24 protein-coding genes are annotated in these 25,006 nt (G+C 52.0%); 13 read left to right on the plus strand and 11 right to left on the minus strand.

What is annotated here, in order from left to right; all coding sequences use genetic code 11:
• Positions 1-14 precede the first annotated feature (14 nt).
• Positions 15-371: a DUF2502 domain-containing protein gene (locus tag MNO13_RS06385; protein WP_064544618.1), complete on the minus strand. Its 357-nt coding sequence runs from the start codon at positions 369-371 to the stop codon at positions 15-17.
• A gap of 152 nt (positions 372-523) precedes the next feature.
• Positions 524-1,513 carry an L-glyceraldehyde 3-phosphate reductase gene (gene mgrA / locus MNO13_RS06390; RefSeq protein ID WP_241939660.1) on the minus strand — a complete coding sequence of 330 codons (990 nt, stop codon included), beginning with the start codon at positions 1,511-1,513 and terminating at the stop codon, positions 524-526.
• Between the two features lie 182 nt (positions 1,514-1,695).
• Between mgrA and MNO13_RS06395 the strand changes: the two genes are divergently transcribed.
• Positions 1,696-3,354: an alpha-keto acid decarboxylase family protein gene (locus tag MNO13_RS06395; protein ID WP_241939661.1), complete on the plus strand. Its 1,659-nt coding sequence runs from the start codon at positions 1,696-1,698 to the stop codon at positions 3,352-3,354.
• A gap of 63 nt (positions 3,355-3,417) precedes the next feature.
• Here MNO13_RS06395 and MNO13_RS06400 read toward each other — a convergent pair whose 3' ends face one another.
• Positions 3,418-4,650, minus strand: coding sequence for an ion channel protein (locus MNO13_RS06400; RefSeq protein WP_121815138.1), 1,233 nt, complete (start codon positions 4,648-4,650; stop codon positions 3,418-3,420).
• A gap of 220 nt (positions 4,651-4,870) precedes the next feature.
• Between MNO13_RS06400 and glk the strand changes: the two genes are divergently transcribed.
• Positions 4,871-5,836 carry a glucokinase gene (gene glk / locus MNO13_RS06405; protein ID WP_064544626.1) on the plus strand — a complete coding sequence of 322 codons (966 nt, stop codon included), beginning with the start codon at positions 4,871-4,873 and terminating at the stop codon, positions 5,834-5,836.
• A 30-nt stretch (positions 5,837-5,866) separates the two neighbouring features.
• Here the strand turns inward: glk and MNO13_RS06410 are convergent, their stop codons facing one another.
• From MNO13_RS06410 to MNO13_RS06420, 3 genes are all read right to left on the minus strand, one after another.
• Positions 5,867-6,598, minus strand: a complete 732-nt coding sequence (locus MNO13_RS06410; RefSeq protein WP_064544627.1) for a LytR/AlgR family response regulator transcription factor — start codon at positions 6,596-6,598, stop codon at positions 5,867-5,869.
• Positions 6,595-8,301, minus strand: a complete 1,707-nt coding sequence (locus MNO13_RS06415) for a sensor histidine kinase (protein ID WP_232886266.1) — start codon at positions 8,299-8,301, stop codon at positions 6,595-6,597. The genes MNO13_RS06410 and MNO13_RS06415 overlap by 4 nt, the downstream gene beginning before the upstream one ends.
• A 796-nt stretch (positions 8,302-9,097) precedes the next feature.
• The gene (locus tag MNO13_RS06420) at positions 9,098-10,339 is read right to left on the minus strand and encodes a DUF1479 domain-containing protein (RefSeq protein WP_241939662.1); all 1,242 of its coding nucleotides are present in this window, start codon (positions 10,337-10,339) and stop codon (positions 9,098-9,100) included.
• Positions 10,340-10,580: 241 nt separating this feature from the next.
• On the opposite strand from MNO13_RS06420, the gene alaC reads away from it, so the two are divergent.
• A complete protein-coding gene (alaC, locus tag MNO13_RS06425) occupies positions 10,581-11,786 on the plus strand; it encodes an alanine transaminase (RefSeq protein WP_241939663.1) in 1,206 nt (401 codons plus the stop codon).
• A 51-nt stretch (positions 11,787-11,837) separates the two neighbouring features.
• Here the strand turns inward: alaC and ypdK are convergent, their stop codons facing one another.
• Together ypdK and MNO13_RS06430 are read right to left on the minus strand one after the other, a co-directional pair.
• Positions 11,838-11,900, minus strand: a complete 63-nt coding sequence (ypdK, locus tag MNO13_RS24430; protein ID WP_154152584.1) for a membrane protein YpdK — start codon at positions 11,898-11,900, stop codon at positions 11,838-11,840.
• A 355-nt stretch (positions 11,901-12,255) separates the two neighbouring features.
• The gene (locus MNO13_RS06430; protein ID WP_064544635.1) at positions 12,256-12,447 is read right to left on the minus strand and encodes a hypothetical protein; all 192 of its coding nucleotides are present in this window, start codon (positions 12,445-12,447) and stop codon (positions 12,256-12,258) included.
• A 319-nt stretch (positions 12,448-12,766) separates the two neighbouring features.
• On the opposite strand from MNO13_RS06430, the gene MNO13_RS06435 reads away from it, so the two are divergent.
• The 5 genes from MNO13_RS06435 (at position 12,767) to MNO13_RS06455 (ending at position 17,294) form a co-directional block, all read left to right on the plus strand.
• The gene (locus MNO13_RS06435) at positions 12,767-14,266 is read left to right on the plus strand and encodes an MDR family MFS transporter (RefSeq protein WP_241939664.1); all 1,500 of its coding nucleotides are present in this window, start codon (positions 12,767-12,769) and stop codon (positions 14,264-14,266) included.
• Between the two features lie 75 nt (positions 14,267-14,341).
• Positions 14,342-14,848 (plus strand): hypothetical protein, encoded by a 507-nt coding sequence (locus MNO13_RS06440; protein WP_241939665.1) that lies wholly within the window; start codon positions 14,342-14,344, stop codon positions 14,846-14,848.
• Positions 14,849-14,860: 12 nt separating this feature from the next.
• Complete coding sequence (locus MNO13_RS06445) at positions 14,861-15,307, plus strand: DUF421 domain-containing protein (protein ID WP_064544641.1); 447 nt, start codon at positions 14,861-14,863, stop codon at positions 15,305-15,307.
• 119 nt (positions 15,308-15,426) lie between these two features.
• On the plus strand, positions 15,427-16,278 hold the full coding sequence (locus tag MNO13_RS06450; RefSeq protein WP_121815141.1) for an aldo/keto reductase: 852 nt from the start codon (positions 15,427-15,429) through the stop codon (positions 16,276-16,278).
• 26 nt (positions 16,279-16,304) lie between these two features.
• The gene (locus MNO13_RS06455; protein WP_241939666.1) at positions 16,305-17,294 is read left to right on the plus strand and encodes an aldo/keto reductase; all 990 of its coding nucleotides are present in this window, start codon (positions 16,305-16,307) and stop codon (positions 17,292-17,294) included.
• A gap of 61 nt (positions 17,295-17,355) precedes the next feature.
• Here MNO13_RS06455 and MNO13_RS06460 read toward each other — a convergent pair whose 3' ends face one another.
• The 3 genes from MNO13_RS06460 to hpaX all read right to left on the minus strand — a co-directional run bounded on the left by MNO13_RS06460 (position 17,356) and on the right by hpaX (position 20,703).
• Positions 17,356-18,249 (minus strand): LysR family transcriptional regulator, encoded by an 894-nt coding sequence (locus MNO13_RS06460; RefSeq protein WP_064544648.1) that lies wholly within the window; start codon positions 18,247-18,249, stop codon positions 17,356-17,358.
• A gap of 4 nt (positions 18,250-18,253) precedes the next feature.
• Positions 18,254-19,054, minus strand: a complete 801-nt coding sequence (locus MNO13_RS06465) for a MipA/OmpV family protein (RefSeq protein WP_064544730.1) — start codon at positions 19,052-19,054, stop codon at positions 18,254-18,256.
• 260 nt (positions 19,055-19,314) lie between these two features.
• On the minus strand, positions 19,315-20,703 hold the full coding sequence (gene hpaX, locus MNO13_RS06470) for a 4-hydroxyphenylacetate permease (protein ID WP_133521984.1): 1,389 nt from the start codon (positions 20,701-20,703) through the stop codon (positions 19,315-19,317).
• 299 nt (positions 20,704-21,002) lie between these two features.
• Here hpaX and MNO13_RS06475 point away from each other — a divergent pair, with 299 nt between their 5' ends.
• The 5 genes from MNO13_RS06475 to MNO13_RS06495 all read left to right on the plus strand — a co-directional run bounded on the left by MNO13_RS06475 (position 21,003) and on the right by MNO13_RS06495 (position 24,996).
• A complete protein-coding gene (locus MNO13_RS06475) occupies positions 21,003-21,467 on the plus strand; it encodes a MarR family winged helix-turn-helix transcriptional regulator (protein ID WP_064544651.1) in 465 nt (154 codons plus the stop codon).
• Positions 21,468-21,798: 331 nt separating this feature from the next.
• A complete protein-coding gene (locus tag MNO13_RS06480; RefSeq protein WP_241940045.1) occupies positions 21,799-22,920 on the plus strand; it encodes an amidase in 1,122 nt (373 codons plus the stop codon).
• Positions 22,921-22,962: 42 nt separating this feature from the next.
• Positions 22,963-24,090 (plus strand): acyl-CoA dehydrogenase family protein, encoded by a 1,128-nt coding sequence (locus MNO13_RS06485; RefSeq protein ID WP_064544655.1) that lies wholly within the window; start codon positions 22,963-22,965, stop codon positions 24,088-24,090.
• 22 nt (positions 24,091-24,112) lie between these two features.
• On the plus strand, positions 24,113-24,472 hold the full coding sequence (locus tag MNO13_RS06490; RefSeq protein ID WP_064544657.1) for a hypothetical protein: 360 nt from the start codon (positions 24,113-24,115) through the stop codon (positions 24,470-24,472).
• A gap of 8 nt (positions 24,473-24,480) precedes the next feature.
• Positions 24,481-24,996: a nuclear transport factor 2 family protein gene (locus tag MNO13_RS06495; RefSeq protein WP_238392787.1), complete on the plus strand. Its 516-nt coding sequence runs from the start codon at positions 24,481-24,483 to the stop codon at positions 24,994-24,996.
• Positions 24,997-25,006 lie beyond the last annotated feature (10 nt).

Below are 25,006 nucleotides of genomic sequence, written 5' to 3' on the forward strand. Positions count from 1 at the left end.
CCCACCGTTAAGTATTAGTGGCGATGACCGCCGCCGTGACCATGTCCACGGCCACCACGTCCTGGGCCGCGATGGTCATCCCGGTCATTCCAGCCCGCGCGGTAGCCCTTCTCAAAGCTGCTACGGCCACGGTCTTTATACCAGCCACGATGGTAACCATTGTCATGACGGTGCCAACCGCGATCGCGCCATTCATAGTTACGATGCCAGTAATCGCGGTCCCTCCAGCCGCCACCATCCCAGTAATTACCGCGATAATCCTGATCGCCAATTTGAAGCTTCACCGACGGCAGCAGGGTGATTTCGCCCGCATTCGCCATCATCGGTACAGATGCCAGTAATGCAATCGCAAGAATCAGTGACCTGAACATACTCTCTCCTCATACACGGTAACCGCCAGGGCGGCTTGTTATCCGTATAGTAAGTTGTGGTAACTAAGTGTTTCATCGCCACAACTCCTAATTCGCAGGGTAGAGCACTTTTTGCTAATTTAGTTTAACAATTGACCATTCAATGTTAGCGGTTACACTAAAATTTCTTCGATCTCGGCAAGCTCTGCGGCGCTGAAATGACGATTTGCTAACATCCCCACCGCATCATCAATTTGGCTGGTCTTACTTGCACCAATCAGAACCGATGTCACTGTGTCACCACGCAGTACCCACGCCAGCGCCATCTGCGAAAGCTTCTGCCCACGACGTTGTGCTATCGCATTCAATTTACGCACTTTTTCCAGTTTTACCTCGGTGAGTTGCTCAGCATTAAGGAACTTGCTGTCACTGGCTGCGCGGGAATCGGCAGGGATGCCGTCCAAATAACGATCGGTCAACTGGCCGCCTGCGAGAGGCGAAAACGCGATACTGCCGACGCCATTCTCTTGCAGCACATCCAGCAAACCGCCTTCAACCCAACGCTCAAACATCGAATAACGAGGCTGGTGGATCAGGCATGGTGTACCCAGATCATTCAAAATATCAATGGCTTGAGCAGCCAGTTCTGCCGGATAGTTTGAAATGCCGACATACAGCGCTTTGCCCTGGCGCACTATGCTATCCAGCGCGCGCATCGTCTCTTCAAGCGGGGTTTCCGGGTCCGGACGGTGATGATAGAAGATATCGACATACTCAAGCCCCATGCGCTTCAGGCTCTGATCAAGGCTTGAAATCAGATACTTACGAGAACCCCAGTCACCGTAAGGCCCATCCCACATGGTGTATCCCGCTTTTGACGAAATAATCAGTTCGTCACGATATGGAAGGAAATCTTCACGCAGGATGCGGCCAAAGTTTTCTTCTGCCGAACCTGGAGGCGGCCCGTAGTTATTCGCCAAGTCCAGATGGGTAATACCGCAATCAAAAGCACGGTGTAATAACTGGCGGCTGTTAGCCAGAAGCGTGGTGTCGCCAAAGTTGTGCCACAGGCCCAGCGAAATCGCCGGGAGTTTTAAACCGCTGCGTCCACAACGACGATATTCCATTGATTCATAACGTGCAGAATTTGCCTGATAGACCATGTTGGTTCCTTCGTCAGTAAAAATACCCAATTTAGTGTATACGTTTTCACAAGGTTTCTGGCTATCAGACTACACCGCAGTTAAGTGTAAATCCTTCTTTCCATGGCCTTATTCGCGTGGATTCTCGACAGCGATCACATATGCCCAATACTCACTGTAAGCCCTCTGAGAAGGAATGCGTCATGACTTACCGTGTAGCGGACTATATTCTCGACCGATTCACCGAAGCCGGGATCAACCATTTATTTGGTGTCCCAGGTGACTACAACCTACAGTTTTTGGATAGCGTGATTGAAAACCCGACTCTAGCCTGGGTTGGATGTGCCAACGAACTGAACGCCGCTTACGCCGCTGACGGTTATGCGCGTTGTAATGGTGCCGCCGCGTTACTCACCACCTTTGGCGTGGGTGAATTAAGCGCAATAAACGGCATCGCCGGAAGTTACGCCGAATACTTACCGGTTATCCATGTGGTGGGCGCGCCCTGCCTTGGGGCACAACGGCGCGGCGAATTGCTGCACCACACATTAGGTGACGGCGATTTCTGCCATTTTGCCAGAATGGCGCAGGAGGTGACGGTGGCTCAGGCTTCGCTCACACCGGAAAACGCCTGTTACGAAATTGACCGTGTTTTACAACAAGCCCTCACGCAACGCCGTCCGGGTTATTTGCTGCTCCCCAGCGATGTCTCCCAGGCTCCAGCCATTCGCCCGACTCAACCTCTGTTCGCTGTGCAATCAGGCTGCGATCCGGCATTGCTGTCCGAATTCCGCGCCTGTGCCCAGGAACGCCTCGCAGAAAGCCGAAGCGTGGCGTTATTGGCTGATTTCCTGGCGCTGCGCTTTGGGCAACAAAAAGCGCTGCAGCAATGGATGGACGACACCCCGATGCCTCATGCCACCATGCTGATGGGCAAAGGGTTATTTGATGAAGGCCAGCAAGGGTTTGTCGGAACCTACAGCGCCTCGGCCAGCGATGAAAAAGTGAAGCACGCTATTGAACGCGCTGAGCTGGTCATCTGCGCCGGCGTCAAATTCACCGACACGCTCACCGCCGGGTTCACGCAACACCTCACCGAACAACAAACTATCGACATTCAGCCACACGCCACACGCATTGGTGACCGTTGGTTCAGTGGCATTGCGATGGCGCAAGCCGTTGAGGTGCTGCATCAGCTGTGTAAACACCAGGTTTCCGGTTGGCCGGTGCCACAACAAAAGCCGCCTGCGTTACCCTCCACCACCAACGGAACGCTGGACCAGCACGCCTTCTGGCAATTAATGCAAAACTTCCTGCAAGCGGGGGACATTGTGCTGGCCGACCAGGGAACCGCCGCTTTTGGTGCCGCGACGCTGACCTTGCCTGCAGGTGTGACCTTTATCGCTCAGCCGCTCTGGGGCTCGATTGGTTTTACCCTCCCGGCTGCATTTGGCGCACAAACTGCCTGCCCAAATCGGCGAGTGATATTGCTGGTAGGGGACGGTTCGGCACAACTGACTATTCAGGAAATGGGGTCGATGCTGCGTGACCAGCAGCGGCCAGTGATCTTCTTGCTTAATAATGATGGTTACACGGTTGAGCGGGCGATACATGGCGCGGAGCAGCGCTATAACGACATTGCGCCATGGAACTGGACGCAAATCCCGCAAGCGATGAATGTTCACAATCCGGCGCAATGCTGGCGAGTAACAGAACCGATGCAGTTAGAAGAAGTGATGCAGAAGGTGGCAAAAGCAGAACGACTTACGCTTGTGGAAGTCGTCCTGCCGAAACAGGATATACCCGAATTGTTGCATGCCATCACAACATCGCTGGCAAAACGCAATGCCGCACGAGACTGATGACTGGCCTCTTCGTAGGTCTGATAAGCGATAGCGTCATCCGACAAAACAGGTAACGCAGAGCTACACTTTCGGTTTCTCGGCCATCATCACCGGTTTACCCGCCAGCAGCAGCCAGGCGGGTAACATCACGATGCACAGCAGCGGCAGCAACTTGATATCTGGTACGATTGCCATTGCCATAAACAGGCTAAGCCAGCCGTCACGCGTGACCACCAACACCAGGCCAAGGACGGCACATGACAGGGTAATTGCTGCCGGAACCGCTTCGACATGCTGATGGAGCATCATCCCCAGCGCAACCCCGACAAACACCACCGGGAAAATCCGTCCGCCACGGAATCCGCAGGCTGAGGCAACCACCAGCGCGGCCAGTTTTACCACCACAAACATGAACAGGGTTGCCACGGAAAAACTCCCGGCGGTCAGCTGGCGCATTTCATCCAGCCCCTTGAACAGTGTGACTTCGCCGCCAATCAGCCCTAATACCCCTAACAGAAAACCGCCGGTGCCAAGAATAAACACCGGGTGTTTGAGCTGGTGAATCATGCGATGCGCACGCGGCAAACACCAGACGGCGACCATCCCCAATGCAATCGCGATAGTCGCTACCACGGCTCCACTGAAGATATCCACCACGCGCAATTCCGTATATTGCAGCACCGGTATCGAGAAATCAGGCTGGAAGAACAAATCGGTGGTCATGGCTCCGGCAGCGGCGGCCATCAGCGGGGCGAAAAGCCGGTCCCACAACGGTACATCGTTGCTGCTGTTCAGCGTTTGCGAAAACACTAACGCTGCCGCAACTGGCGTACCAAATAGCGCACCGATGGTTCCTGCTGCGGCGAGAATAGTCCAGTCGAGCGCGGCGACTTTAGGCAATAAACGCGCACCAATCGCCACCGCCAGCGCAATATTCACCGACATAATAGGGTGTTCCGGCCCGAGGCTAACCCCACCGGCAAGCCCCAGCAGCAGCGCAATAATCAGACCTGGTAGCACCATCACCGGTACCGGCGAGCCAATCAACGGCTCTGTTGCCGGATCGGGCCCCGCGTGGCCTGGCATATAGCGCACCACCAACCCAACCGCGATGCCGGTGACGGTCAGCATCAAAAGAATCCACATCGGGGAGTTCATATTGAGGTCGAAATTGGCGGGCAGGGTAACCCACAGGTATTTTTGCAAAACCGCAGCGACTTTCATCACTACAATCAATACCAGACTGGAACAAACCCCAATGATTAACGCTGGGACAGAAAGAACCAGCATGGTTCTGGCTCGCGGATGGAGCATAAATTTTCCTTACTCTAAATTTATTCAGCGCAAATCGTCGCGGCAAACCCTCTGCCTGATTAGTTTTAAGCCACTGTGCAATACGGGCTGAAACGCTCAAGCTAATCTGTGACGAAGATCGATAATCCCAAGGCACTTCTCATCTGGTCGTTGTTGTTTAGGCTAGCTAATTTTACAGTGATGCCAGATCTTATTTTGACTTTAGCGGAGCAGTGAAAGAATGACAAAATATGCTTTGGTGGGAGATGTAGGCGGCACCAATGCGCGTCTGGCACTGTGCAACGTTGAAAATGGTGACATCACCCAGGCAAAAACCTATTCGGGCCTCGATTTCCCAAGCCTGGAAGCGGTGGTGGCGCATTATCTCAAAGAGCACAATGTCGCCGTGACTGACGGTTGTATCGCCATTGCATGCCCGATTACTGGCGATTGGGTGGCAATGACCAACCATACCTGGGCATTCTCTACCGCCGAGATGAAAAAGAACCTCGGCTTTGAACATCTGGAGATTATCAACGACTTTACCGCCGTTTCCATGGCTATTCCGGCGCTCAAAAAAGAGCACCTGATCAAGTTTGGTGGCGATGAGCCAGTCGAAGGCAAACCGATTGCGGTTTATGGTGCTGGCACCGGGCTTGGCGTCGCACATCTTGTTCACGTCGATAAACGCTGGGTGAGCCTGCCGGGTGAAGGCGGTCACGTCGACTTTGCGCCAAACAGCGAAGAAGAGGGGATTATCCTCGAAGAACTGCGTACCGAAATCGGCCACGTTTCTGCAGAACGTGTGCTTTCTGGCCCCGGTTTAGTGAATTTGTATCGCGCGATTGTTAAATCAGACGGGCGTGAACCAGAAAACTATAAACCGAAAGACATTACCGAAAAGGCTGTTGAAGACACGTGCACCGACTGCCGTCGTGCCTTGTCGCTGTTCTGCGTCATCCTCGGGCGCTTTGGCGGTAACCTTGCGTTAAACCTTGGGACGTTTGGCGGCGTGTACATTGCGGGCGGTATCGTGCCACGTTTCCTCGAATTCTTTAAAGCTTCCGGTTTCCGTGGCGGTTTTGAAGACAAAGGGCGTTTCAAAGAATACGTGCACAACATTCCGGTGTATTTGATTGTTCACGATCAACCAGGATTGCTGGGCGCTGGCGCGCATTTGCGCCAAACGCTGGGGCAGGTTCTGTAATCCCATCGGGCGCAAATTCTTGCGCCCGTTTTACAAACGCATCAACTGGCGAAACTCTTTCACTTTGCTACGACTCACCGGCACCTGAAATTCCAAATCCTGCAAACGCAAAATATAGGTATTGTTAAACCACGGTTCTATCTCACGGATTTTACTCAGGTTAACGCAATATGAGCGATGGCAACGGAAGAAATGGCTTTCCGGCAGGCGATGGCAAAACTCAGTGATGTTCATCGACATGACATACGCTTCACGTCGCGTGTACACAAAGGTCATTTTCTCGTGCGCTTCGGCGTAATAAATATCGTTAACATCGGTAACGATAATCCGCTCATCTTTCACCAAATTAACCGTCAACGCTTCACGCCCCGGGGTGTTAGCAGCGGCAGGGGCGTTTTGTTGCTGGAAAGCGGCTTCCAGTTTTTGCAGCATCCCAATAATGCGCGACTCTTGATACGGCTTCAGAATGTAGTCGAAAGCCTCCAGCTCAAACGCCTCCACTGCATGTTCTTTCCAGGCGGTGATAAACACAATAAACGGCTTATGGGCAAACTTACTGATGTTTTGCGCCAGCAACACGCCATCTAAAGAGGGGATGTTGATGTCGAGAAAAATAGCATCAACTTCATGATGTTGCAGATAACGCAGCACATCCATGCCGTCATCAAAGGTGCCCACCACTTCCATCTGGCTGTGCTCTTTGATAAGCCAGTTAAGCTCCTGCTGAGCCAGGACTTCATCTTCTACGATGAGGACTTTCATAGATTACCTCCTTGTTGCGGCAATAAAGGTGGAACGGTACTGGCGGCGTGAGGCACATAAAATGCAATCTCAGTGCCTGGCTCAAGTCGACGAATATGCAGACCTTCACCGTAGAGTAATTTTACGCGGTGATGCACATTCAACAGGCCGATTTTATTGCCCGGCATTTCGTTGGCCTCCACGCGTTCAATCACCAGCGGATCAATACCGTTACCGGTGTCGCGCACCGCAATTCGCACGCGATTACCGCTCTCCTCAACGCTGATGGTCACCACGCCTTTGCCTTTACATGGCTGTATCCCGTGGACAATCGCATTCTCAACCAGCGGTTGGATCAGCAGGCTGGGGATCAGGCAATTCACCTCTTCATCAATGTGATAAATCACCGTCAGCTTGTCGCCAAAACGTGCCTGCTCAATGGCGATGTAATCCTTTATCTGATACAGCTCTCTTTTAATATCGATCTGTTCATCGTCTTTTAATTCAATGTTGTAGCGCAAATAGCGCGACAAGTTATAAATCAACTGGCGTGCGGTATCGGGATTCATGCGAATAGACGAGGATATCGCGTTCAGGGCATTGAACAGAAAATGAGGATTAATTTTGCTTTGCAGCGCGCGTAGTTCGGCTTTATTTGCCATTTCGCGCAACTGCTCGGCACGGGAAACTTCCAGTTGGGTGGAAATAATCTGCGAAAGCCCGACCGCCATCTCCTGCAAAGTAGAGGTAATTTGATGAGCATGGCGGTAATAGATTTTCAGCGTGCCGGTGACGACACCTTTTTCCCATAACGGAATAATAATCAGCGAGTGAATTTCCGGGGTGCGATAAGCTTCATCATCGTTGCGGATAATGATTTTTCCTTCGCGCAGCGCCAGTTGGGTGCGGGGGCTAATCCCGTTATCATTCTGTTTATAATTGCTTTCCCCAAAACCCACGTAGGCTAACACTTTCTCTTTATCGGTAATGGCTACCGCGTCGGCGTTAATATCCTCGCGGATAATATTACAAACCTGGCGCAGCGATTCGCTGTTCACCTTGCGGAACAACGGCAGCGTTTTATTGGCAATATCCAGCGCCAGCTTAGCCTGACGCGCGGCACTGGCCTCTTTCTCACCTTCAACACTTTGCACCAGCAACACAATAAAGCCGATGGAAACGGTGCCGACAATCATCGGAATACCGATTTTCGACACAATATCGATGCCCAGTGAAACAGACGGCGCCCACAGCACCACTAAAACCATGGTCATGGTTTCGCACAACATCCCGGCAATAATCCCCACCCGCCAATGCTGAGCTTTCGGTATTTTGCGGTTTATCCAACCGGCAATACAACCGGCGACAATACTGGTTATCAGGCAAGGAACGGCGGTAATTCCACCGATATCAATCAGATAACGATGAAGCCCGGCGATAATACCGGTAATAATGCCGACCCACGGCCCAAATAAGATCCCGCCCGCCATCACGGCGATAATCCGCACGTTAACCAGCGAACCTTCAACATGCACGCCGGACCAGGTGCTGAACAGGGCAAACATTGAGAAAATAGCGGTGACGGCCAGTAACTCTTTCGGCGTGTGGGCGTTCTTATGCAACAACTCGCGGAACAGGCGGATGCGGATTAAAAAGAACAGGCAAATAAGCATCAGCGCCGCTCGGTCAAACACCGCCAGCAGCATATTAAAAATTTCGTGCACGGGTAACTCGCGTGACCAGGAATGGAAGGGCAATGATAAGGAAATTACTGAGTGGTTACCAGAAACGTGGATTTTTGGGACATGGCAAACTGGACTATCCCTTCTCCCTGGGGAGCTGTCTCTTATACACAACTCATCCTGGTTATCTTGTCAGGGTGAGATCTGTAAGCCCTGCAGGTTTTCCGTTCACCCGTGTGTTCAGTTATCTCTTTAATTCCCGCAAACGGTGAACGTATCAAGGGGTTAACGCCAACCCCTTGATAATCCAGGCGCCCGGCAAATCAATCGCCGCTGCGCGGTAAACACCGTTTTTTACCCAACATTCGCGGTCGTTCGCGACTCGCTCCAGGCGATCGCTCTCTCACGTGGTTCCCGACCACGTGACCCCAACTGAAGGGTGAAAAACGGTGCGATTGAAGCCGAGAACAAGGTCAAAACCGCTCTGGCTTTTGACTTTGACCTTGAATTTCGGGTCCGGCTTAACTCGCCTCCATTTTGACTCCAGGTGGCAGGGTCCAGCCGTCGGGAACGGCTGGAGGGCGCGATCGTCGGGAACGAATCGCAACCGACCCTGACACGGAGGCAAAATGGAGGTTTACCGCTTGCGGCGATTTATTTGCCGGGAGTCAGGGTTCTTAGGGTGACGACGGTGGTCACCCTAAGACGTTCACCGGTTCAGTCGCGACATAAACACGCTATCGCCTGGTGAACGGAACCTTCTCCGGATCGGCAGGAACCGCCCCTCAAAGTTGTGACTAAGAGACACCCCCCTGGGGAGAGGGGTAGGGTGAGGGGATTACTTCCCACCTAACTGCTCGCGCCCAGCGACTGTCATATCCGCTGGCATCGCACGTCCGGTGAAATCAACCTCGAAATCATCGGCGGCAAAATCAGGTGGCGATTTACCTTCAACAAAGGATGACCACTGGCGCTCAAGGTAAGCGGCGTTCTTCTCACACCATGGTGCGGCGGCGATATACATCACGTTGCTATCAAATTCACCAAGATGTTCATTTTCAACAGCATGGATCACATCGCAGTGCCAGAAAACCGTATCGCCCGCTTCCATATCCGGAATTGAGGAAATCCCTGTTAATAAAAGGGGATGCCACTGCTCGTTAATAGAAAGTGCGCGGCCAGGCTTCGCTTCGCACAGCGATTCTTCCGGCACATCATCCTGCAAAGCGCGCAGTAAAATGTAGGCCATCGCATTCGCTACCGGCAGCAAGGTTAGTGTGCCGCCATGTTTACGCTGCGGGCTAAGCGCCGTCCAACCCTGGAAAGTACGGAACATCGAACACACCGCTGGCGATGGGAATTCACGCACTTCGGTACGCCCTTCAGCAGCAAACGGGCTGTATTTCTGCCATTCACCAGAAAACACATGGCGATAAACATGGCGGAAATTCTCATCCAGCCAGCGTTCAACTGAACCGCCATCCACATGTGGAGATAGGCCCAAAGAGTTGGAACGCGGCGGGCGGCGGCGGGTACGGTCGGCATAGCTCACCACACGGTCCGGGTCGAAATGCTGCTTACCGTTGCTTTCGGTTTCCCATAAATTATTCAGAAACACCTGCACCGCTTTCATGCGGGCATGTTGGCGCGCTTCAACCTGCGGCTTCGACCAGTAGATGCCGTAAATTTGCGGCTTACTGGCGGCAAGTGTGCCAAAATAGTTATCTTCTGCAGCGTTCTTCAGTTTCTCGACAAAGTTATTGCGCTCCAGATAATTCCCGACTTCCTCATTCCAGGCTTGCGCCTGATATTGCGGGAATACCCCTTTCACGGTGCAACAACCCCGCTGGCGAATCAGTGCTTTTTGCTGCTCGCTAACGCGATGATTCACGATATCGTCAGCATTAATTTGTGGCACTGGGTTTTCCCCACGCGCCAGCTCAGCGCGGATCTCGTCGATCTGGCGCTTCATATCACCTTCGAGTTGCTCAAAAGCGGTTTGGTAATTTGGCAGTTCGTGGCGAAGTTTTTGTTTTATCTCACGGATTGCACGCGGTAAGTCATCAATCTGTAGGGTCATGGTGATACTCCACGTCTTTTAAAGAAGGTTATTGGATTGTTGCGACATGGTTAATGTAATCCACTTGCATCAAATAAAATAGGGATAAGCTTCGAATGAAGCATCCTCTTTTTGGTGGGATAAAAATATTTCTCTTTCCCTCTCGACAGATGATTTTTATTCAGGCTATTTTCTAAACAAGCCACATCGCGTGGCAGCGTCGCTCGGACGGTCCGGGCGCTAACGTTAATCTGAGGAATTTATGGTTGACTCCAGTCCAAAACGTCGTTTTTCGCGTATCGATCGCCTCCCGCCGTATGTATTTAATATCACCGCTGAGCTGAAAATGGCGGCGCGTCGCCGTGGCGAAGATATAATCGATTTCAGCATGGGCAACCCTGATGGGCCAACTCCGCCGCACATCGTTGAAAAACTCTGCACCGTTGCGCAGCGTGAAGATACCCACGGTTACTCCACCTCCCGAGGTATTCCGCGTTTACGCCGCGCTATTTCGCGCTGGTATAAAGATCGTTACGACGTCGAGATTGATCCGGAAAGCGAAGCCATTGTCACCATTGGCTCGAAGGAAGGCCTGGCGCACCTGATGCTGGCAACCCTCGACCACGGCGACACGGTGCTGGTGCCGAACCCAAGTTACCCGATTCATATTTACGGCGCGGTCATTGCCGGAGCGCAAGTGCGCTCGGTGCCGCTGGTGGAAGGCGTTGATTTCTTCGCCGAACTGGAACGTGCGATTCGCGAAAGCTACCCGAAACCGAAAATGATGATCCTCGGCTTCCCATCGAACCCAACCGCGCAGTGCGTAGAACTGGAATTTTTCGAACGTGTGGTGGCATTGGCAAAACGTTACGACGTGCTGGTGGTGCATGATTTGGCCTACGCCGATATCGTTTATGACGGCTGGAAAGCCCCGTCAATTATGGAAGTCCCTGGCGCTCGCGATGTCGCGGTTGAATTCTTTACCCTGTCAAAAAGCTACAACATGGCGGGATGGCGCATCGGGTTTATGGTGGGCAATAAAGAGCTGGTGAACGCACTGGCGAGAATCAAAAGTTACCACGACTACGGCACATTTACGCCGCTACAAGTCGCGGCCATTGCTGCACTAGAAGGTGATCAACAATGTGTGCGCGATATAGCCGAGCAGTACAAGCGCCGGCGTGATGTGTTAGTAAAAGGCTTGCACGAAGCGGGCTGGATGGTGGAATGCCCGAAAGCGTCGATGTATGTGTGGGCGAAAATCCCTGAGCACTATGCACAAATGGGGTCGCTGGAATTTGCCAAAAAACTGCTTCAGGATGCGAAAGTCTGCGTTTCGCCAGGCGTGGGTTTTGGGGATTACGGTGACACGCATGTGCGCTTTGCGCTGATTGAAAACCGTGACCGTATTCGCCAGGCGGTACGTGGCATCAAAGCGATGTTCCGTGCCGATGGGGTATTGGGTTAACGTTTAATGGTTGAATGATGAAAAACAGGAGCCAATGGCTCCTGTTTTTCATCATTCAACCATCATCACAAACGTACCGACCCAAACCAACAAAATAAACGACAAGCCCATCATGAAATATTTCACGTTACATTGCTCCGCGCGTGCTGCCGCGCAATTTTGCTAAAAAATTCAGTATAGAAAGATGAAACCGCCATTCATGACTTTTGGGATTAACTTCACCATATGGCCGCTGCATATTGTATTTTTTTGGCTAATGAATCGATTCGCCGGCGCTAATGTACTCTCCCTTTCAGAGTGAATACAAGAGCCAGCAAACTGAGAAAAGCATCATTTTTTAAACTTTACATTTCGTGCGAATCGACTGTGACAAAGTCGCCATAATTCAATGAATTATGTGGGGTGTATTTTGGAAGGGGAAAGCAGGAACAGGCCCTTGCGAGCCTGGATTAATGACGAAGCCGTTGGGTTATTTCACCGCGTCGTGGGCATTTTCCATCGCCTGCTTTAAGGCTACGTTTTGTCTGTTTTGCTCGGCCATATAACAGGCATCTTTGCTGACTCCCTGAGCCTGGCATTCTGCCTGGCGCTGCGCCGGAGTACTACAGCCAACCAATGTTCCAGCCATACCTACAACCATCATCAACATTATTTTTTTCATTGCTGTTTAACCCAAAATTAAGAAGAAGCCGCCGCAGCGGAAACGCCGTTTCTGGCGCTGGCATAATCCATTATTTTTGGTATGGGTAAATTAGGAAAAAGCTTAATCATTGATGCGGAAAATGTATTTATTTCCAGATCACAAATTGCTAAATGGCCGGTGAATCTCCAGCGACTCGATACTACAAGGCGGGCAATGGTGTGATTTCGGATTTATCACAGCCGTTTTTAGGGGCGTTTCGTGCGCCATCCATTGACCGGGTGAAACTATTCACCCTACATTAATTACCAAATTAATTAATCCCAAGCTGACAGGTAACATGACAGTCACCGAAACACCTCAGGCAGAAACGCATCAGCAGGCAACTTCAATTCGTTTATTGTTCTGTGCGCTGATGCTGGTCATGCTGCTCGCCGCACTGGATCAGACCATCGTTTCCACCGCCTTGCCGACCATTGTCAGTGAGCTGGGTGGGCTGGAAAAACTCTCCTGGGTGGTCACCGCTTATCTGCTTTCTTCCACTATTGTGGTGCCGCTATACGGTAAATTTGGCGATCTGCTGGGGCGCAAGATCGTGCTGCAAACGGCTATCGTGATTTTCTTGCTTGGCTCCGCGTTATGCGGGCTGGCGCAAAATATGACGCAGTTAATTCTGATGCGTGCCTTGCAAGGGTTGGGTGGCGGCGGGCTGATGGTGGTCACTATGGCGGCGGTGGGCGATGTTATCCCGCCTGCGGATCGCGGCAAATATCAGGGCTTGTTTGGCGGGGTGTTTGGCCTTGCCACCGTAATTGGCCCGCTGATTGGCGGTTTCCTGGTTGAGCATTTCTCCTGGCGCTGGATTTTCTACATCAACCTGCCGCTCGGTGTCTTCGCGCTGCTGGTGATTGGCGCGGTGCTCAAACCGCAAACCGCGCGTATTCGCCACCAAATCGATTTTCTTGGCGCGGGTTATCTCGCCGCCTCGCTGACCTGTTTAATCCTGTTCACCAGCCAGGGCGGCACCGTAATGGCGTGGTCTGACCCGCAACTGTGGTGCATTTTTGCCTTTTTTGTGGTGACGCTCGGCGGCTTTATTTATGAGGAGCGGCGGGCATTTGAGCCGATCATTCCCCTCGGCCTGTTCCGTGACCACACTTTCTTATTGAGTTGCCTGATTGGTTTTATTATCGGCATGTCGCTGTTTGGTTCGATGACTTTCTTGCCGCTTTACTTGCAGGTGGTGAAATCGTCCACGCCGACCGAAGCCGGGATTCAGTTACTACCGCTGATGGGTGGGCTGATGCTGACCTCAATTATCAGTGGCCGCATCATCAGCAAAATAGGGCGCTATCGCATCTTCCCGATCGTTGGCACCTTGCTGACGTTTATCGCCATGTTATTGCTCGGCACGCTTAAAATCGACTCACCTATTCACATGCTCTATCTCTACATCGCGTTGTTGGGCTTTGGTTTGGGCATGGTGATGCAGGTGTTGGTGCTGGCGGTGCAAAATAGCGTGGAGCAAAAAATGATTGGTGTTGCGACCTCCAGCACCACGCTGTTCCGCCAGATTGGTGGCTCGATTGGCGTGGCGGCCTTCGGCGCAATTTTCACCAATGTGCTGCAAAACAAACTGAGCGAATTGCTCCCACCTGATACTCAATTGCCCCGTCAACTGGGTGCAAAGGCGGTGCATGAACTTCCGGCGGCGCTGCAAAATGATTATCTGCAAGCCTTTGGCTCGGCATTGCACTCGGTGTACCTGATTTCTGCGGCAGTGGTGGTGTTTGCGTTCATCCTGTCATTGCTGATGAAGGATGTACCGTTGCGTAAATAATCCAGGCTGGCTAGTGTTGCCGCTGTTGACTAGACTTCAAAACAGCCACTTACTCTGCATTGGCCGGATCAATAAATGAAAACAACGCCCGCCAAACAATCTTCACCCGTGGCCGAAAAACCGTTCTGGCTGAACTTTGAATTTCAGCTGCGGCGTGTCGGTTTTGTGCTGTTGCTGCTGATTGTTGCGGCCGCTCTGGCGGGGCTATTTTCACGCGGCTATCTCAGTGAGGCCACCCGTTCGAACGACGACCATTCCCTCACTCTTGATTACGAAAAATTCAATCGCCTGATGAGCGACATGGACATGAAAATCACCTCGGTTACCCCGCCTGGGAAACGTAACCGTATTGTGCTGGGCGGTGATTTTATGGAGGGCTTTCGCATTGATACGCTGCAACCGCAGCCGGATAAAATGTACAGCCTGAATGGCGAGATGATTCTGGAATATCAACCGATAGCACCTGGCGTTAAGCAAACATTGTGGTTAAGTCTGACGCCGATGAAATTCGGGGCCATGAAAAGCACCGTCGCGATTGATAACGGCGCTGAAATCCCTTTCCAACAATTTATTTATCCCTAAGGTAACCAGACAATGGATATGGTAATAAGGGCGCTGGCCATTTATCTGATATTGATGGTGGTGTTCAAGATTGCTGGCCGCCGTACGCTATTACAGATGACCTCCTTTGATTTGATATTGCTATTAATTATTAGCGAGGCCACGCAACAAGCGTTATTAGGCAATGACTTTTCCGTCACCGGAGCCATGCTGACCATTGTCACCTTGATCGTGGTGGATATGCTGTTTGGTTTGATAAAGAAACATTTACCGGGAGCTGATGATTTTCTTGATAATACGCCAGTCATTTTGGTTGAAAGCGGCTATTTGTTTCAGGAGAAAATGAAAAAAGTCGATATTTCCTGTGATGATATTTTACAAACAGCCCGTGTTGATCACGGAATCACCCAACTGGCAGAAATTAAATTCGCCATTCTCGAACGCAACGGGCATATCTCGATTGTCCCGGAAAGCAAATAATCCCGCCGCTCGTATTCATTAATGAATCCTGCTAATAAACCCTAGCGAATTAGGGTGCCTAATCAGATAAACCTGTTTGCGTTATGCTTTTTCCCACACCACAGATTAGGGGGAACGCTATGCAAACCGTCACATTGAACAACGGTATCGAAATGCCACTGCTGGGCTTTGGCGTCTTTCAGATGACAGAGGCCGCAGAATGCGAACGTGCGGTTATTGACGCCATTGAAACCGGCTACCGTTTGATTGATACCGCCGCCTCTTATCAGAACGAAACGCAAGTCGGTAATGCTTTAAAAAACAGTGGCATTGCCCGTGAAGAGTTGTTTATCACCACCAAACTATGGTTGCAAGACGCCAACTACGAAGGCGCGAAAGCGCAGTTCGAACGTTCCCTCAACCGCCTGCAAATGGATTATGTCGATTTGTATCTGATTCACCAGCCGTACGGTGATGTGCATGGCGCGTGGCGTGCGATGGAAGAGTTGCAGCAAGCCGGGAAAATCCGCGCCATTGGCGTCAGTAACTTCCAGCCTGATCGACTGGCTGATCTTATCGCTTTTAACAGCGTGGTTCCCGCCGTCAACCAGGTGGAGGTGAACCCGTTCCATCAGCAACTGCATGCCGCGCCGTGGATGCAAAGCCGTGGCATTCAGCCAGAGGCCTGGGCTCCGTTTGCTGAAGGGCGCAACAATCTGTTCCAGCATCCGCTATTAGCGGCGATTGCGGCAAAACACGGTAAGAGCATCGGGCAAGTCGTCCTGCGCTGGATCTTCCAGCGTGGCATCGTTTCGCTGGCGAAAACCGTGCGCCAAACTCGCATGGCAGAGAACCTCAATATTCTGGATTTCGAACTGAGCCGCGACGATTTTCTGCAAATTACCGCGCTGGATACTGCGACCAGTGCCTTCTTCTCGCATCGTGATCCGGCGAGGGTTGAGTGGCTAACCGGCCGCAAACTAGACGTATAACTTCCACCCATTCACGAGGAATCATTATGCAAAAGCGTTATCTCGGTCATTCTGGTCTTGAAGTTTCCGCACTGGGTCTGGGTTGTATGGGGCTAAGCCACGGCTATGGCCCGGCAACGGATATCCGCCAGGCCGTGGAATTGATTCGTGCTGCCGTCGAGCGTGGCGTGACATTTTTCGACACCGCCGAAGTGTATGGCCCGTATCTCAATGAAGATGTTGTCGGCGAAGCATTAAAACCGTTCCGCGACCGCGTAGTTATTGCCACCAAATTCGGCTTCACTTTTGGTGAGGATAATAAGCAGCAAATTTTAAACAGCCGTCCGGAACATATTCGCCTGGCGGTGGAAGGGTCGTTACGCCGTTTGAAAACCGACGTTATCGACCTGTTGTATCAGCATCGTGTGGATCCCGATGTGCCGATTGAAGACGTCGCAGGTGTAGTAAAAGACCTGATTGCTGAAGGGAAAGTGAAGCACTTTGGTTTGTCCGAAGCGGGGGCGCAAACCATTCGCCGCGCCCATGCTGTGCAACCGGTCACCGCGCTGCAAAGTGAATATTCGATGTGGTGGCGTGAGCCGGAGCAAGAAATTCTGCCGGTGCTAAAAGAACTGGGGATTGGGTTTGTGCCGTTTAGTCCGTTAGGCAAAGGCTTCTTGACCGGCTCAATTAAGTCTGGCACCACCTTCGGCGCGGATGATTTCCGTAGCAAAGTACCGCGTTTTGCTGCTGATGCACTGGAAGACAACGAAAAACTGGTTTCTTTGCTCAGTGAACTGGCCGCAGAAAAAGGGGTAACCCCGGCGCAAATCGCACTGGCGTGGTTGCTGGCACAGGAACCGTGGATTGTACCGATTCCGGGAACCACGAAGCTACATCGTCTGGAAGAGAACCTGGCGGCGGCGGATTTAACCCTTGCGCAGGATGATTTGCGTAAAATCACCCTGGCACTGGAAACGGTGAAAATCGTCGGTGAACGTTATCCGGCGGCATTGCAGGCTCGCGTCGGGCGTTAATCCTGAAAATGTCGGGTTGGGTTTTGTAGGGTGGATAAGCGTTAGCGTCATCCACCGTTTTTTATTCTGAATAACGCAACGAATCGATAAGTAATGCAAAGGCAGGTGGGTGTTGTTTACGGCTGGGATAATAAAGGTAATAGCCCGGAAATGTTGGGCACCAGTCGGCAAGAACCTGCACCAGCTCCCCCGATTTCAGCTCATCCTGAACCATATCATCAGGGACGCAGGCCAGGCCAAACCCAGCCAGCACGGCATCAATCCGTTCGGAAAGCAGATTAAAAATCAGCTGGCCTTCCACGCGCACGCGCAGGGGTTTAGCGTCTTTTTCAAATTCCCAGTGATACAAACCGCCTGCGGTGGGTAAACGCATATTAATACAACGATGATGTTGTAATTCATGCGGCGTTTGCGGAATACCTTGCGCCTGTAGATATTGCGGCGAACCGACAACCACCATGCGCAAATCCGGCCCGATTCTCACCGCCACCATGTCTTTATCGACACTTTCCCCCAGCCGAATTCCGGCATCGAAACGACCCTCAACAATATTGACAAAACCGTTATCGACCACCAGCTCGACATTAATATCCGGGTACTGTTTGAGGAACGGTTTTAGCTTCGGCCACAGTAGTTTACGCGCGGAATGTTCACCGGCAGAAAGCCGGATATTGCCTGATGCACCGCCATTTAATTGCAGAATGCTTTCCAGTTCGCTCTCAAGTTCCGCCAGGCGAGGCTCGAGGCTGGCAATGAGTCGCTCACCGGTTTCGGTGGGGGCAACACTGCGGGTGGTGCGGGTCAGCAACCTCACATTTAAACGTTCTTCCAGGGCTTTCACCGCATGACTTAACGCGGATTGTGAAACGCCCAGTTTCCCTGCGGCTTTGGTAAAACTCCTTTCTTTTGCCACCACCAGAAAGATTTGCAGCTCATTGAAATTTTCTTTAAGCATCTCGCTACCAGATATAACCTACGGCCAAAATCCCATACAACTCACCGTTATGCTGCACGATAGGGCTGTCGGCAATATCTTTATCATAAAACTCGTAGTTGGCCGCCAGCATCCCTACCCATTTTGGGCTGAAACGGTAACTAGTAATCACCGCAGCCATAGGCGAGAAGGTGGTTCCGGTATCCCATTCTGGCCGTTGGGCGGTGGCCTCACTTTTCGAAACGCCACCAAAGTAATAGTTCGCCATCTTATCGCTGCGAATCATCATCCCCATGCCTGGCATCACCAGCAAATTCCCTTTTACGATAGGGAAATCCGCCCACAACAGTAGTTCCTGGCCATTACTGCGCCCGGTGACATCAGAACTGACACGGGCGCTAAGCAGTGCATACGGGGTAATAATAGTGCCGCCGACGCCCGCTTCAAATTCTGACTTTCGCTTGTGCATCCCATCGAAAGCATCTTCATCATCGGGATCCAGGTTACCAAAGCGGAACCTGCCATACGCATAAGCGGCGGTGTTGTCATCAAGATGAAAATAGTAGCGACCACGGTCGCCGAGATACATGAATTGATCGCCAAAATAGAGCGCGCCGGGGATGACATAAGTTTCATCTTTTTGCGCTTCGTAACGTGCCGTGCCGCTAATCACCGCGCCGCCCAAAATCAACCCCTTGGGGATGGGGCTGGTGTCATTGTCTTTCGCGAATAGCTCTAAGGAGCCAAGATCGACCTCGGCGTGAACAGAGGCACTAAGCAGCAACAGGGGGCTGAGTGCTGTGGCTAAATGTCGGTTTAGTCTCATCGGGTTTCCCAAAAATGGTGAGCGCGTCGGGTATTTTAATTTCTGCCACAATGTCCGTCCTGTTCTAATCATTGCTGATGATTTCATTATATAAATGATGGACTTTCTACCTGGCGGCTACTCGCATAGTTTAGCCCAAAGACCGAGAAGATCACTAAAGGTGACTTGTTTCATTTTGCGGAGCATTTTCTGGATAAAAAAAGCCCAGAATAGCGATGTGCATTCCGGGCTTTCATCATTCAAAGAGGCTATTTTCAGTGTTACAAACTGCTTCTTTGCGCCATCTTCTTCATCGGAATCAATGAAATAACAATTGCGCCCAACACCAGGAACCCAGCAACCATATAAATACCGGCGTTGAAATTACCGGTGACATCTTTCATCCAGCCCATCAACAATGGCCCTAACGCGGCACCAGTCATACCGGTGGCGTTGATCACCGCAATACCCAGGGCGCGGGCTTGCAAAGAGATGGATTGATCCGGCGTGGTCCAGAAAATGACCATCGCGGCAAATGCACCTGACGAGGCCATCACAATGCCGGTAAATTGCAGCATCGGATTGCTGCTTGAAGCTGTTAAAACCCAGCCTGCGGCGGCAAACAGATACGGCAACAGAGTGTGAATTTTACGTTCATTAAAGCGGTCAGAACGCTTACTCCACCAAATCATCCCGACAATAGTACAAACTTGCGGAATCGCGCTGAGTAAACCAATGGTGATGTTATTACTTTCCTGGTTAAAACTGCGCAGGATAAGCGGCGTCCAGACGCTCAAGGCGCTTAATGTGTTGGTGAGGCAAAAATAGGCCAGCGTATAAAGCATAATCACCGGCGTAAATAATTCCCGCAGCATGCCGCGTTGGGATGTCGGGCCGATATTGGTGCCTTGTTGTGATTTCTGAATCGCCAGTTTATCGGCTTCCATCATCTCGTTCAGGCAGGCTTTATCATCGTCGGTCAGCCATTTGGCTTTCGACGGTGAGTCATCCAGCCAGAACCACACCACCAGACCTAACAACACCGACGGGAACCCTTCGAGCAGGAACAGCCATTGCCAGCCTTTCAGGTTGAGCAAGCCATCAAGGTTAAGAATATAGCCGGAAGCGAGCGAGCCCAGCGCCATGGTGACGGGCATCGCAATCATGAACAGCGCATTCGCCCGAGCGCGATATTGCGCAGGGAACCAGTATGTTAAATAGAGCAACAAACCCGGTAAGAATCCGGCTTCAGCAATCCCCACCAGCATACGCAACACGTAAAGGCTGCCAGGGCCGGTGGCAAACATCGTCGCGGTGGAAGCAATCCCCCAGACCACCATCAAAACGGCAATCCAGCGGCGTGCACCGACAATACTCAGCATGATGTTACTCGGCACGCCGCAGATAACATACATCACATAAAACAGCGTGGTCGCCAGGCCAAACATGGTGCTGGTGAGGCCCAGATCTTTGCCCATTGTCAAACCGGCAAAGCCAATGTTGATGCGGTCCAGATACGAAAAAACAAACAGCACAAACAAGAAGATAATCAACCGACGAAACAGTTTTTTAATCACCGCCTGTTGCCGGGGATCCAGTGCTATTTCGCCTGGTGATGGCGGTGCCAGCACCTCGGAGCGAGCCTGTTCCAGAGAAGGACTTTCGTTCATGAAGAGCTCCACATTGCGTTTATTAGTATTGTTAGTCCGGTGTTGTCATGGATTGAGCACTGCCCGTCCCAGCCAACGCAAACCCGTGCGCTAACGTATAGGAAAGAGGAAGATTGGATGTCAATGCGGTGTTGTGAAAATGATACAAAAATGTTGTTCATGTGGCATTTTTGAATCATTAAGTGTGCGGTAATCGCCCAAAATTCAGAATTGAACAATAGCGTTGTCCGAAGCGCTATAGCCGCCAGGTTTAAGCAGGTATAATCGCCCAATTGACAACTGTCTTGCTAAGGAACCTCATGAGTAACCTAAAGAAAACACCGGATGTGGATGCCGAATTTCACCGTGAGGAGTTCCCGTTTTACTGGATAGTCAACGTCTATGCGCGCTACACCCAAATCATGGAAGTGACGCTGAAAAAGGTGCAACTGGATGTCTCTGGCTTCCGGGTCTTAATGGTGACGCAGCAATATGGCAAGGCCAGCATTTCGCAAATCTCCGAATACGCGATGGTCAAAATGCCGACGGTAACCAAAATTGTTGGCCGCCTGCGCGATGAAGGTTTAGTCACCACCGCCAGCAGTGAACAAGATGCGCGAGTCACCGAAGTGATGTTGACTGCCAAAGGACAGCAAAAAGTGGAAGAAGCGTACCGTCTGGCAGGTAAAGTTTTCGAGAAAGGGTTTAAGGGCATGAGTGTGGCGCAGGTGGAAAAAATGAATCTTTCACTGGCTAAAGTGCTCGATAACCTGAACGAAATTTGATCCTGATCGACAGAATGACAAATTTGTGATCGCGTTAAAAATCTCTTCCAACCCACTGTAAAATAAATATTTTTTATCCGCTCGTCGTCCTGAGTTCTCATGACGACTTTTTGGCATTCGCCAAATATTTCCTTATCAATTCATCAGCATAATCAAAAATTCATTTGTTAAATCTGGTTAATTCCATGTTAATTGTTCGTGAAATTTACGTGAAATATTACTTGAATTTTCATCTAAATATTCCATGATTGATTCATATTTACTCAGAACGAAAAAGCAGCGATGACTGCTTACCTAATGTGATTCACATTATCTGATTAAGGCCTTAATGATGAAGTCTATTTGTGAGAGCAATGGTTATGTAGAGCAGTTTGTCCTCGGCGAGGGTGAACTGCGCTTTGCGGTAAAAGACACCCTGGATATCGCTGGTTACCGTACTCGTGCCGGATGTCCGGCGCTCGCAGCAGCACCTGTTGCGCAGCATCATGCTGGCGTCGTGGCGACGTTACTCAACAACCGCTGCGTGCTGACCGGCAAAACCACACTGCACGAACTGGCATTCGGGGTGACGGGCATTAACGCCTGGAGCGGCACCCCGGTGAATCCGTTGTTTCCGGCGCTGATCCCTGGCGGTTCATCAAGTGGTTCTGCGGCGGTTGTCGCATCAGGTGAAGTCGATTTTTCACTGGGTACTGACACTGGTGGTTCGGTGCGTATGCCTGCCGCTTGTTGCGCAGTGTTGGGGCTGAAACCCGGTTACGGAGTCATCAGCCGCGATGGGGTTTTACCGGCACACAGCTCGCTGGATTGCGTCGGCATTTTTGCCCGTAACGCTACCGTGCTGCGCCAGGTTCTGACGCACCTTTCGATTCCTGTCGGCGAGCCAATCACTGCGTTGCCTGAAGTGGCCTTTGTGGCGGCGGCAATCCCAGAAATTGACGCGCTTCTGCTGGGGCAACTCGAACAACAGGGCATTCGTCCGCACCATTCACAACTTCCTGCGCTTGCCGACGCACACCGCGCCGGGCTGGCGATTATTAGCCACGAAAACTGGCAGGCGTTTAACTCATTGCTCAGCAGTGAAGAGGTTTCGCCAGATGTCGCGAGCCGTATTCGGGCGGGCAAAGATGTGGACGCTGCCGCTTTGGCTAACGCCGAACGTGTGCGCATCAAATTCACCGCCGAGGTGGATGCGTTACTTGAGCAAACACCTTTGCTGGCGCTGGCAACCTTGCCGGAACTTCCTCCAACGCTACAAGAAGCACAAGACCCGCTTAGCGTCGTCAACCTGACTCGCCTGGTGCGGCCTTTCAATCTCAGTGGACATCCGGCAATCACCCTGCCGATGGGCGAACTACGCGGTCGTCCGGTCGCCTTGCAATTAGTGGCGGCCAAAGGGCGTGAAGGCTTGTTGGTTCAGGCCGCCGAGTGGTTTTGTCGGGGATTAGCGTAAGCGCCATCCACCATTTGCACCCCATTACTTCGGGAGTTAGCCATGTCTGTCGTCAACGTTCGTGAAGAGCTGGTTCCGTTACTGAGTGAAGTGACGACTCGTAGCGCCGATTTTGAACATCAACGCCATATTTCTGAAGACATTATTACCCGCTTCAAACAGGTCGGTGTGTATCGCGCACTGGTGCCGAAAATTTACGGCGGCGACGAATGCTCACCCGCGCAGTTTTGCGAACTGATTGAGCAAATTGCGACAGCAGACGGTTCGGCAGGTTGGGTGGCAAGTTTTGGCATGAGCCCGTTCTACCTTGGGGCGTTGCCGCCGGACACCCTGAAAGAGCTATACCGCGATGGGCCAGACGTGGTGTTTGCCGGTGGAATTTACCCGACACACAAAGCCATGCGGGCCGATGGGGGTTATCGCGTTAGCGGGCGCTGGAGTTTTGCCAGCGGCAGCATGGGCGCATCGGTGTTTGGCGTGGGTATCCAGCCAGATGAAGAAAAAGCGCTGCCGCGTATGGCGGTGCTGCCACGGGAATATGTGCAGATTGATCCGGTGTGGAACACCGTCGGGCTGGCCGGAACCGGCAGCCACGATCTGCTGGTTAACGACGCGTATGTTCCGCAGGAGTGGACGTTTATTCGCGGTGGCGCACTGAATCTGGAAGGGGCGCTGTATCGCTATCCGGTGCTTTCCCTCGCCACGCAAGTGCTGTCAGTGGTGGCGTTGGGTGTGGCTCGCGCGGCACTCAATGAAATCTACCAGATTGCCCATCGTCAGCAGTCTGTCACAGGTGCGCCGAAGCTTGCTGAAAGGCCACAGGCACAGATGCAAATTGCCCGTTGTGAAGCGGATCTGCGCTCGGCCCGCGCCTGGTTCTACGAAGCTATCGACGAAGTGTGGCAAAAATTGCTCGCCGGTGACGAAGCCAGCCCAGAACAAATTAATGCCTTGCGTCTTTCTTCGACGCACGTTACCCGCGTGGCAGCAGAAGTGGCACGCCAGGCGCTGGCACTCAACGGCATGGGCGGCGTTGCGATGACCAGCCCGCTGCAACGTTATGTGCGCGACACCATGGTGATTACGCAACACGCCTTTATGGGCGACCTCTCTTATCTCAACGCCGGTACGGTCTTTTTCGGTGGCAAACCGCTGCCGGGTTACCTGTGATTCTTTTCTAAAGGAGCAATAAATGAGCCAGACAAACAAATTACGTGTGCTGTTCTGCATCGGGGTTAATCAGAACTTTTTCGATGCCAGCCCAACGGAAGCGAAGCAAGTGTGGGGCGCTTTTGGCGTGATGATGAAAGGTGTTGAAGAAACCCCGGGCATCCGCGTGATTGGCAATATGGATGACGACCAGTTAATGGTTGGCCCGTCCACCACCGCACCGTGGACGACTTACATTCTGGCCGATGCCGACGCGCTGGAAAACGTCGCGGCAGTATGCAACTTGTTCCGCACCACGCCGGTGGGCGATAGCGGCAGCAAGCTGTGGAAGTACTGCAAAATCGAAGCGCGTGTTGGGCGTGAACTGATTATTCAGGGCTAACGGAGTCGATGATGAATTCACCGGACGCGCAGCGTTTACAGCAGCTTGAAGACCAGCAAGCCGCCAGGGTTTGTATCAGCCAGTACATGTGGTTGTGCGACAAACTCGACACGGCAGAAACGGTACAGGCTATCGGCGAACTGTTTACCGCAGACGCCTGCTGGGAAGGTGTCGGCGAGCCGTATGCCGCGCGCCTGGGAAGACATCTTGGGCGTGAAGCGATTGTGGCGATGATGGCAGGTTATGTGCGAACCCCGGCGCATTTTGCCATGAACGCCCATTTTCTTTGCTCTGAAGCGCTCAGCCAGCAGCCCGACGGCAAGCTCTGTGGCCGCTGGCTGATGTTGCAAACCTCCGAGTTTTCCGCCGGAGGCGCTCATCTCAACGCGGCGGAAATTAACGTGGAATTTTGCCGCGAAGCCAGCGGTATGCGTATCCACCGTTTTACGACGCGCAACCTGTTCAGCCGCCCGGTAAACCACTGGCATGCAGCGGATGAACTCCCGGTGCCGGATAAAAAATAGACAGCCGAAG

Origin of the sequence: Buttiauxella ferragutiae, from assembly GCF_022637515.1 — a bacterium.
Taxonomy (GTDB): Bacteria; Pseudomonadota; Gammaproteobacteria; order Enterobacterales; family Enterobacteriaceae; genus Buttiauxella; species Buttiauxella ferragutiae.

Excerpts from the sequence above, each read along its gene's own strand:
- MNO13_RS06385 (WP_064544618.1), bottom strand. The coding sequence starts at position 371 with ATGTTCAGGTCACTGATTCTTGCGATTGCATTACTGGCATCTGTACCG.
- mgrA (WP_241939660.1), bottom strand. The coding sequence starts at position 1,513 with ATGGTCTATCAGGCAAATTCTGCACGTTATGAATCAATGGAATATCGT.
- MNO13_RS06395 (WP_241939661.1), top strand. The coding sequence starts at position 1,696 with ATGACTTACCGTGTAGCGGACTATATTCTCGACCGATTCACCGAAGCC.
- MNO13_RS06400 (WP_121815138.1), bottom strand. The coding sequence starts at position 4,650 with ATGCTCCATCCGCGAGCCAGAACCATGCTGGTTCTTTCTGTCCCAGCG.
- glk (WP_064544626.1), top strand. The coding sequence starts at position 4,871 with ATGACAAAATATGCTTTGGTGGGAGATGTAGGCGGCACCAATGCGCGT.
- MNO13_RS06410 (WP_064544627.1), bottom strand. The coding sequence starts at position 6,598 with ATGAAAGTCCTCATCGTAGAAGATGAAGTCCTGGCTCAGCAGGAGCTT.
- MNO13_RS06420 (WP_241939662.1), bottom strand. The coding sequence starts at position 10,339 with ATGACCCTACAGATTGATGACTTACCGCGTGCAATCCGTGAGATAAAA.
- alaC (WP_241939663.1), top strand. The coding sequence starts at position 10,581 with ATGGTTGACTCCAGTCCAAAACGTCGTTTTTCGCGTATCGATCGCCTC.
- MNO13_RS06430 (WP_064544635.1), bottom strand. The coding sequence starts at position 12,447 with ATGAAAAAAATAATGTTGATGATGGTTGTAGGTATGGCTGGAACATTG.
- MNO13_RS06435 (WP_241939664.1), top strand. The coding sequence starts at position 12,767 with ATGACAGTCACCGAAACACCTCAGGCAGAAACGCATCAGCAGGCAACT.
- MNO13_RS06440 (WP_241939665.1), top strand. The coding sequence starts at position 14,342 with ATGAAAACAACGCCCGCCAAACAATCTTCACCCGTGGCCGAAAAACCG.
- MNO13_RS06445 (WP_064544641.1), top strand. The coding sequence starts at position 14,861 with ATGGATATGGTAATAAGGGCGCTGGCCATTTATCTGATATTGATGGTG.
- MNO13_RS06450 (WP_121815141.1), top strand. The coding sequence starts at position 15,427 with ATGCAAACCGTCACATTGAACAACGGTATCGAAATGCCACTGCTGGGC.
- MNO13_RS06455 (WP_241939666.1), top strand. The coding sequence starts at position 16,305 with ATGCAAAAGCGTTATCTCGGTCATTCTGGTCTTGAAGTTTCCGCACTG.
- MNO13_RS06460 (WP_064544648.1), bottom strand. The coding sequence starts at position 18,249 with ATGCTTAAAGAAAATTTCAATGAGCTGCAAATCTTTCTGGTGGTGGCA.
- MNO13_RS06465 (WP_064544730.1), bottom strand. The coding sequence starts at position 19,054 with ATGAGACTAAACCGACATTTAGCCACAGCACTCAGCCCCCTGTTGCTG.
- hpaX (WP_133521984.1), bottom strand. The coding sequence starts at position 20,703 with ATGAACGAAAGTCCTTCTCTGGAACAGGCTCGCTCCGAGGTGCTGGCA.
- MNO13_RS06475 (WP_064544651.1), top strand. The coding sequence starts at position 21,003 with ATGAGTAACCTAAAGAAAACACCGGATGTGGATGCCGAATTTCACCGT.
- MNO13_RS06480 (WP_241940045.1), top strand. The coding sequence starts at position 21,799 with ATGAAGTCTATTTGTGAGAGCAATGGTTATGTAGAGCAGTTTGTCCTC.
- MNO13_RS06485 (WP_064544655.1), top strand. The coding sequence starts at position 22,963 with ATGTCTGTCGTCAACGTTCGTGAAGAGCTGGTTCCGTTACTGAGTGAA.
- MNO13_RS06490 (WP_064544657.1), top strand. The coding sequence starts at position 24,113 with ATGAGCCAGACAAACAAATTACGTGTGCTGTTCTGCATCGGGGTTAAT.
- MNO13_RS06495 (WP_238392787.1), top strand. The coding sequence starts at position 24,481 with ATGATGAATTCACCGGACGCGCAGCGTTTACAGCAGCTTGAAGACCAG.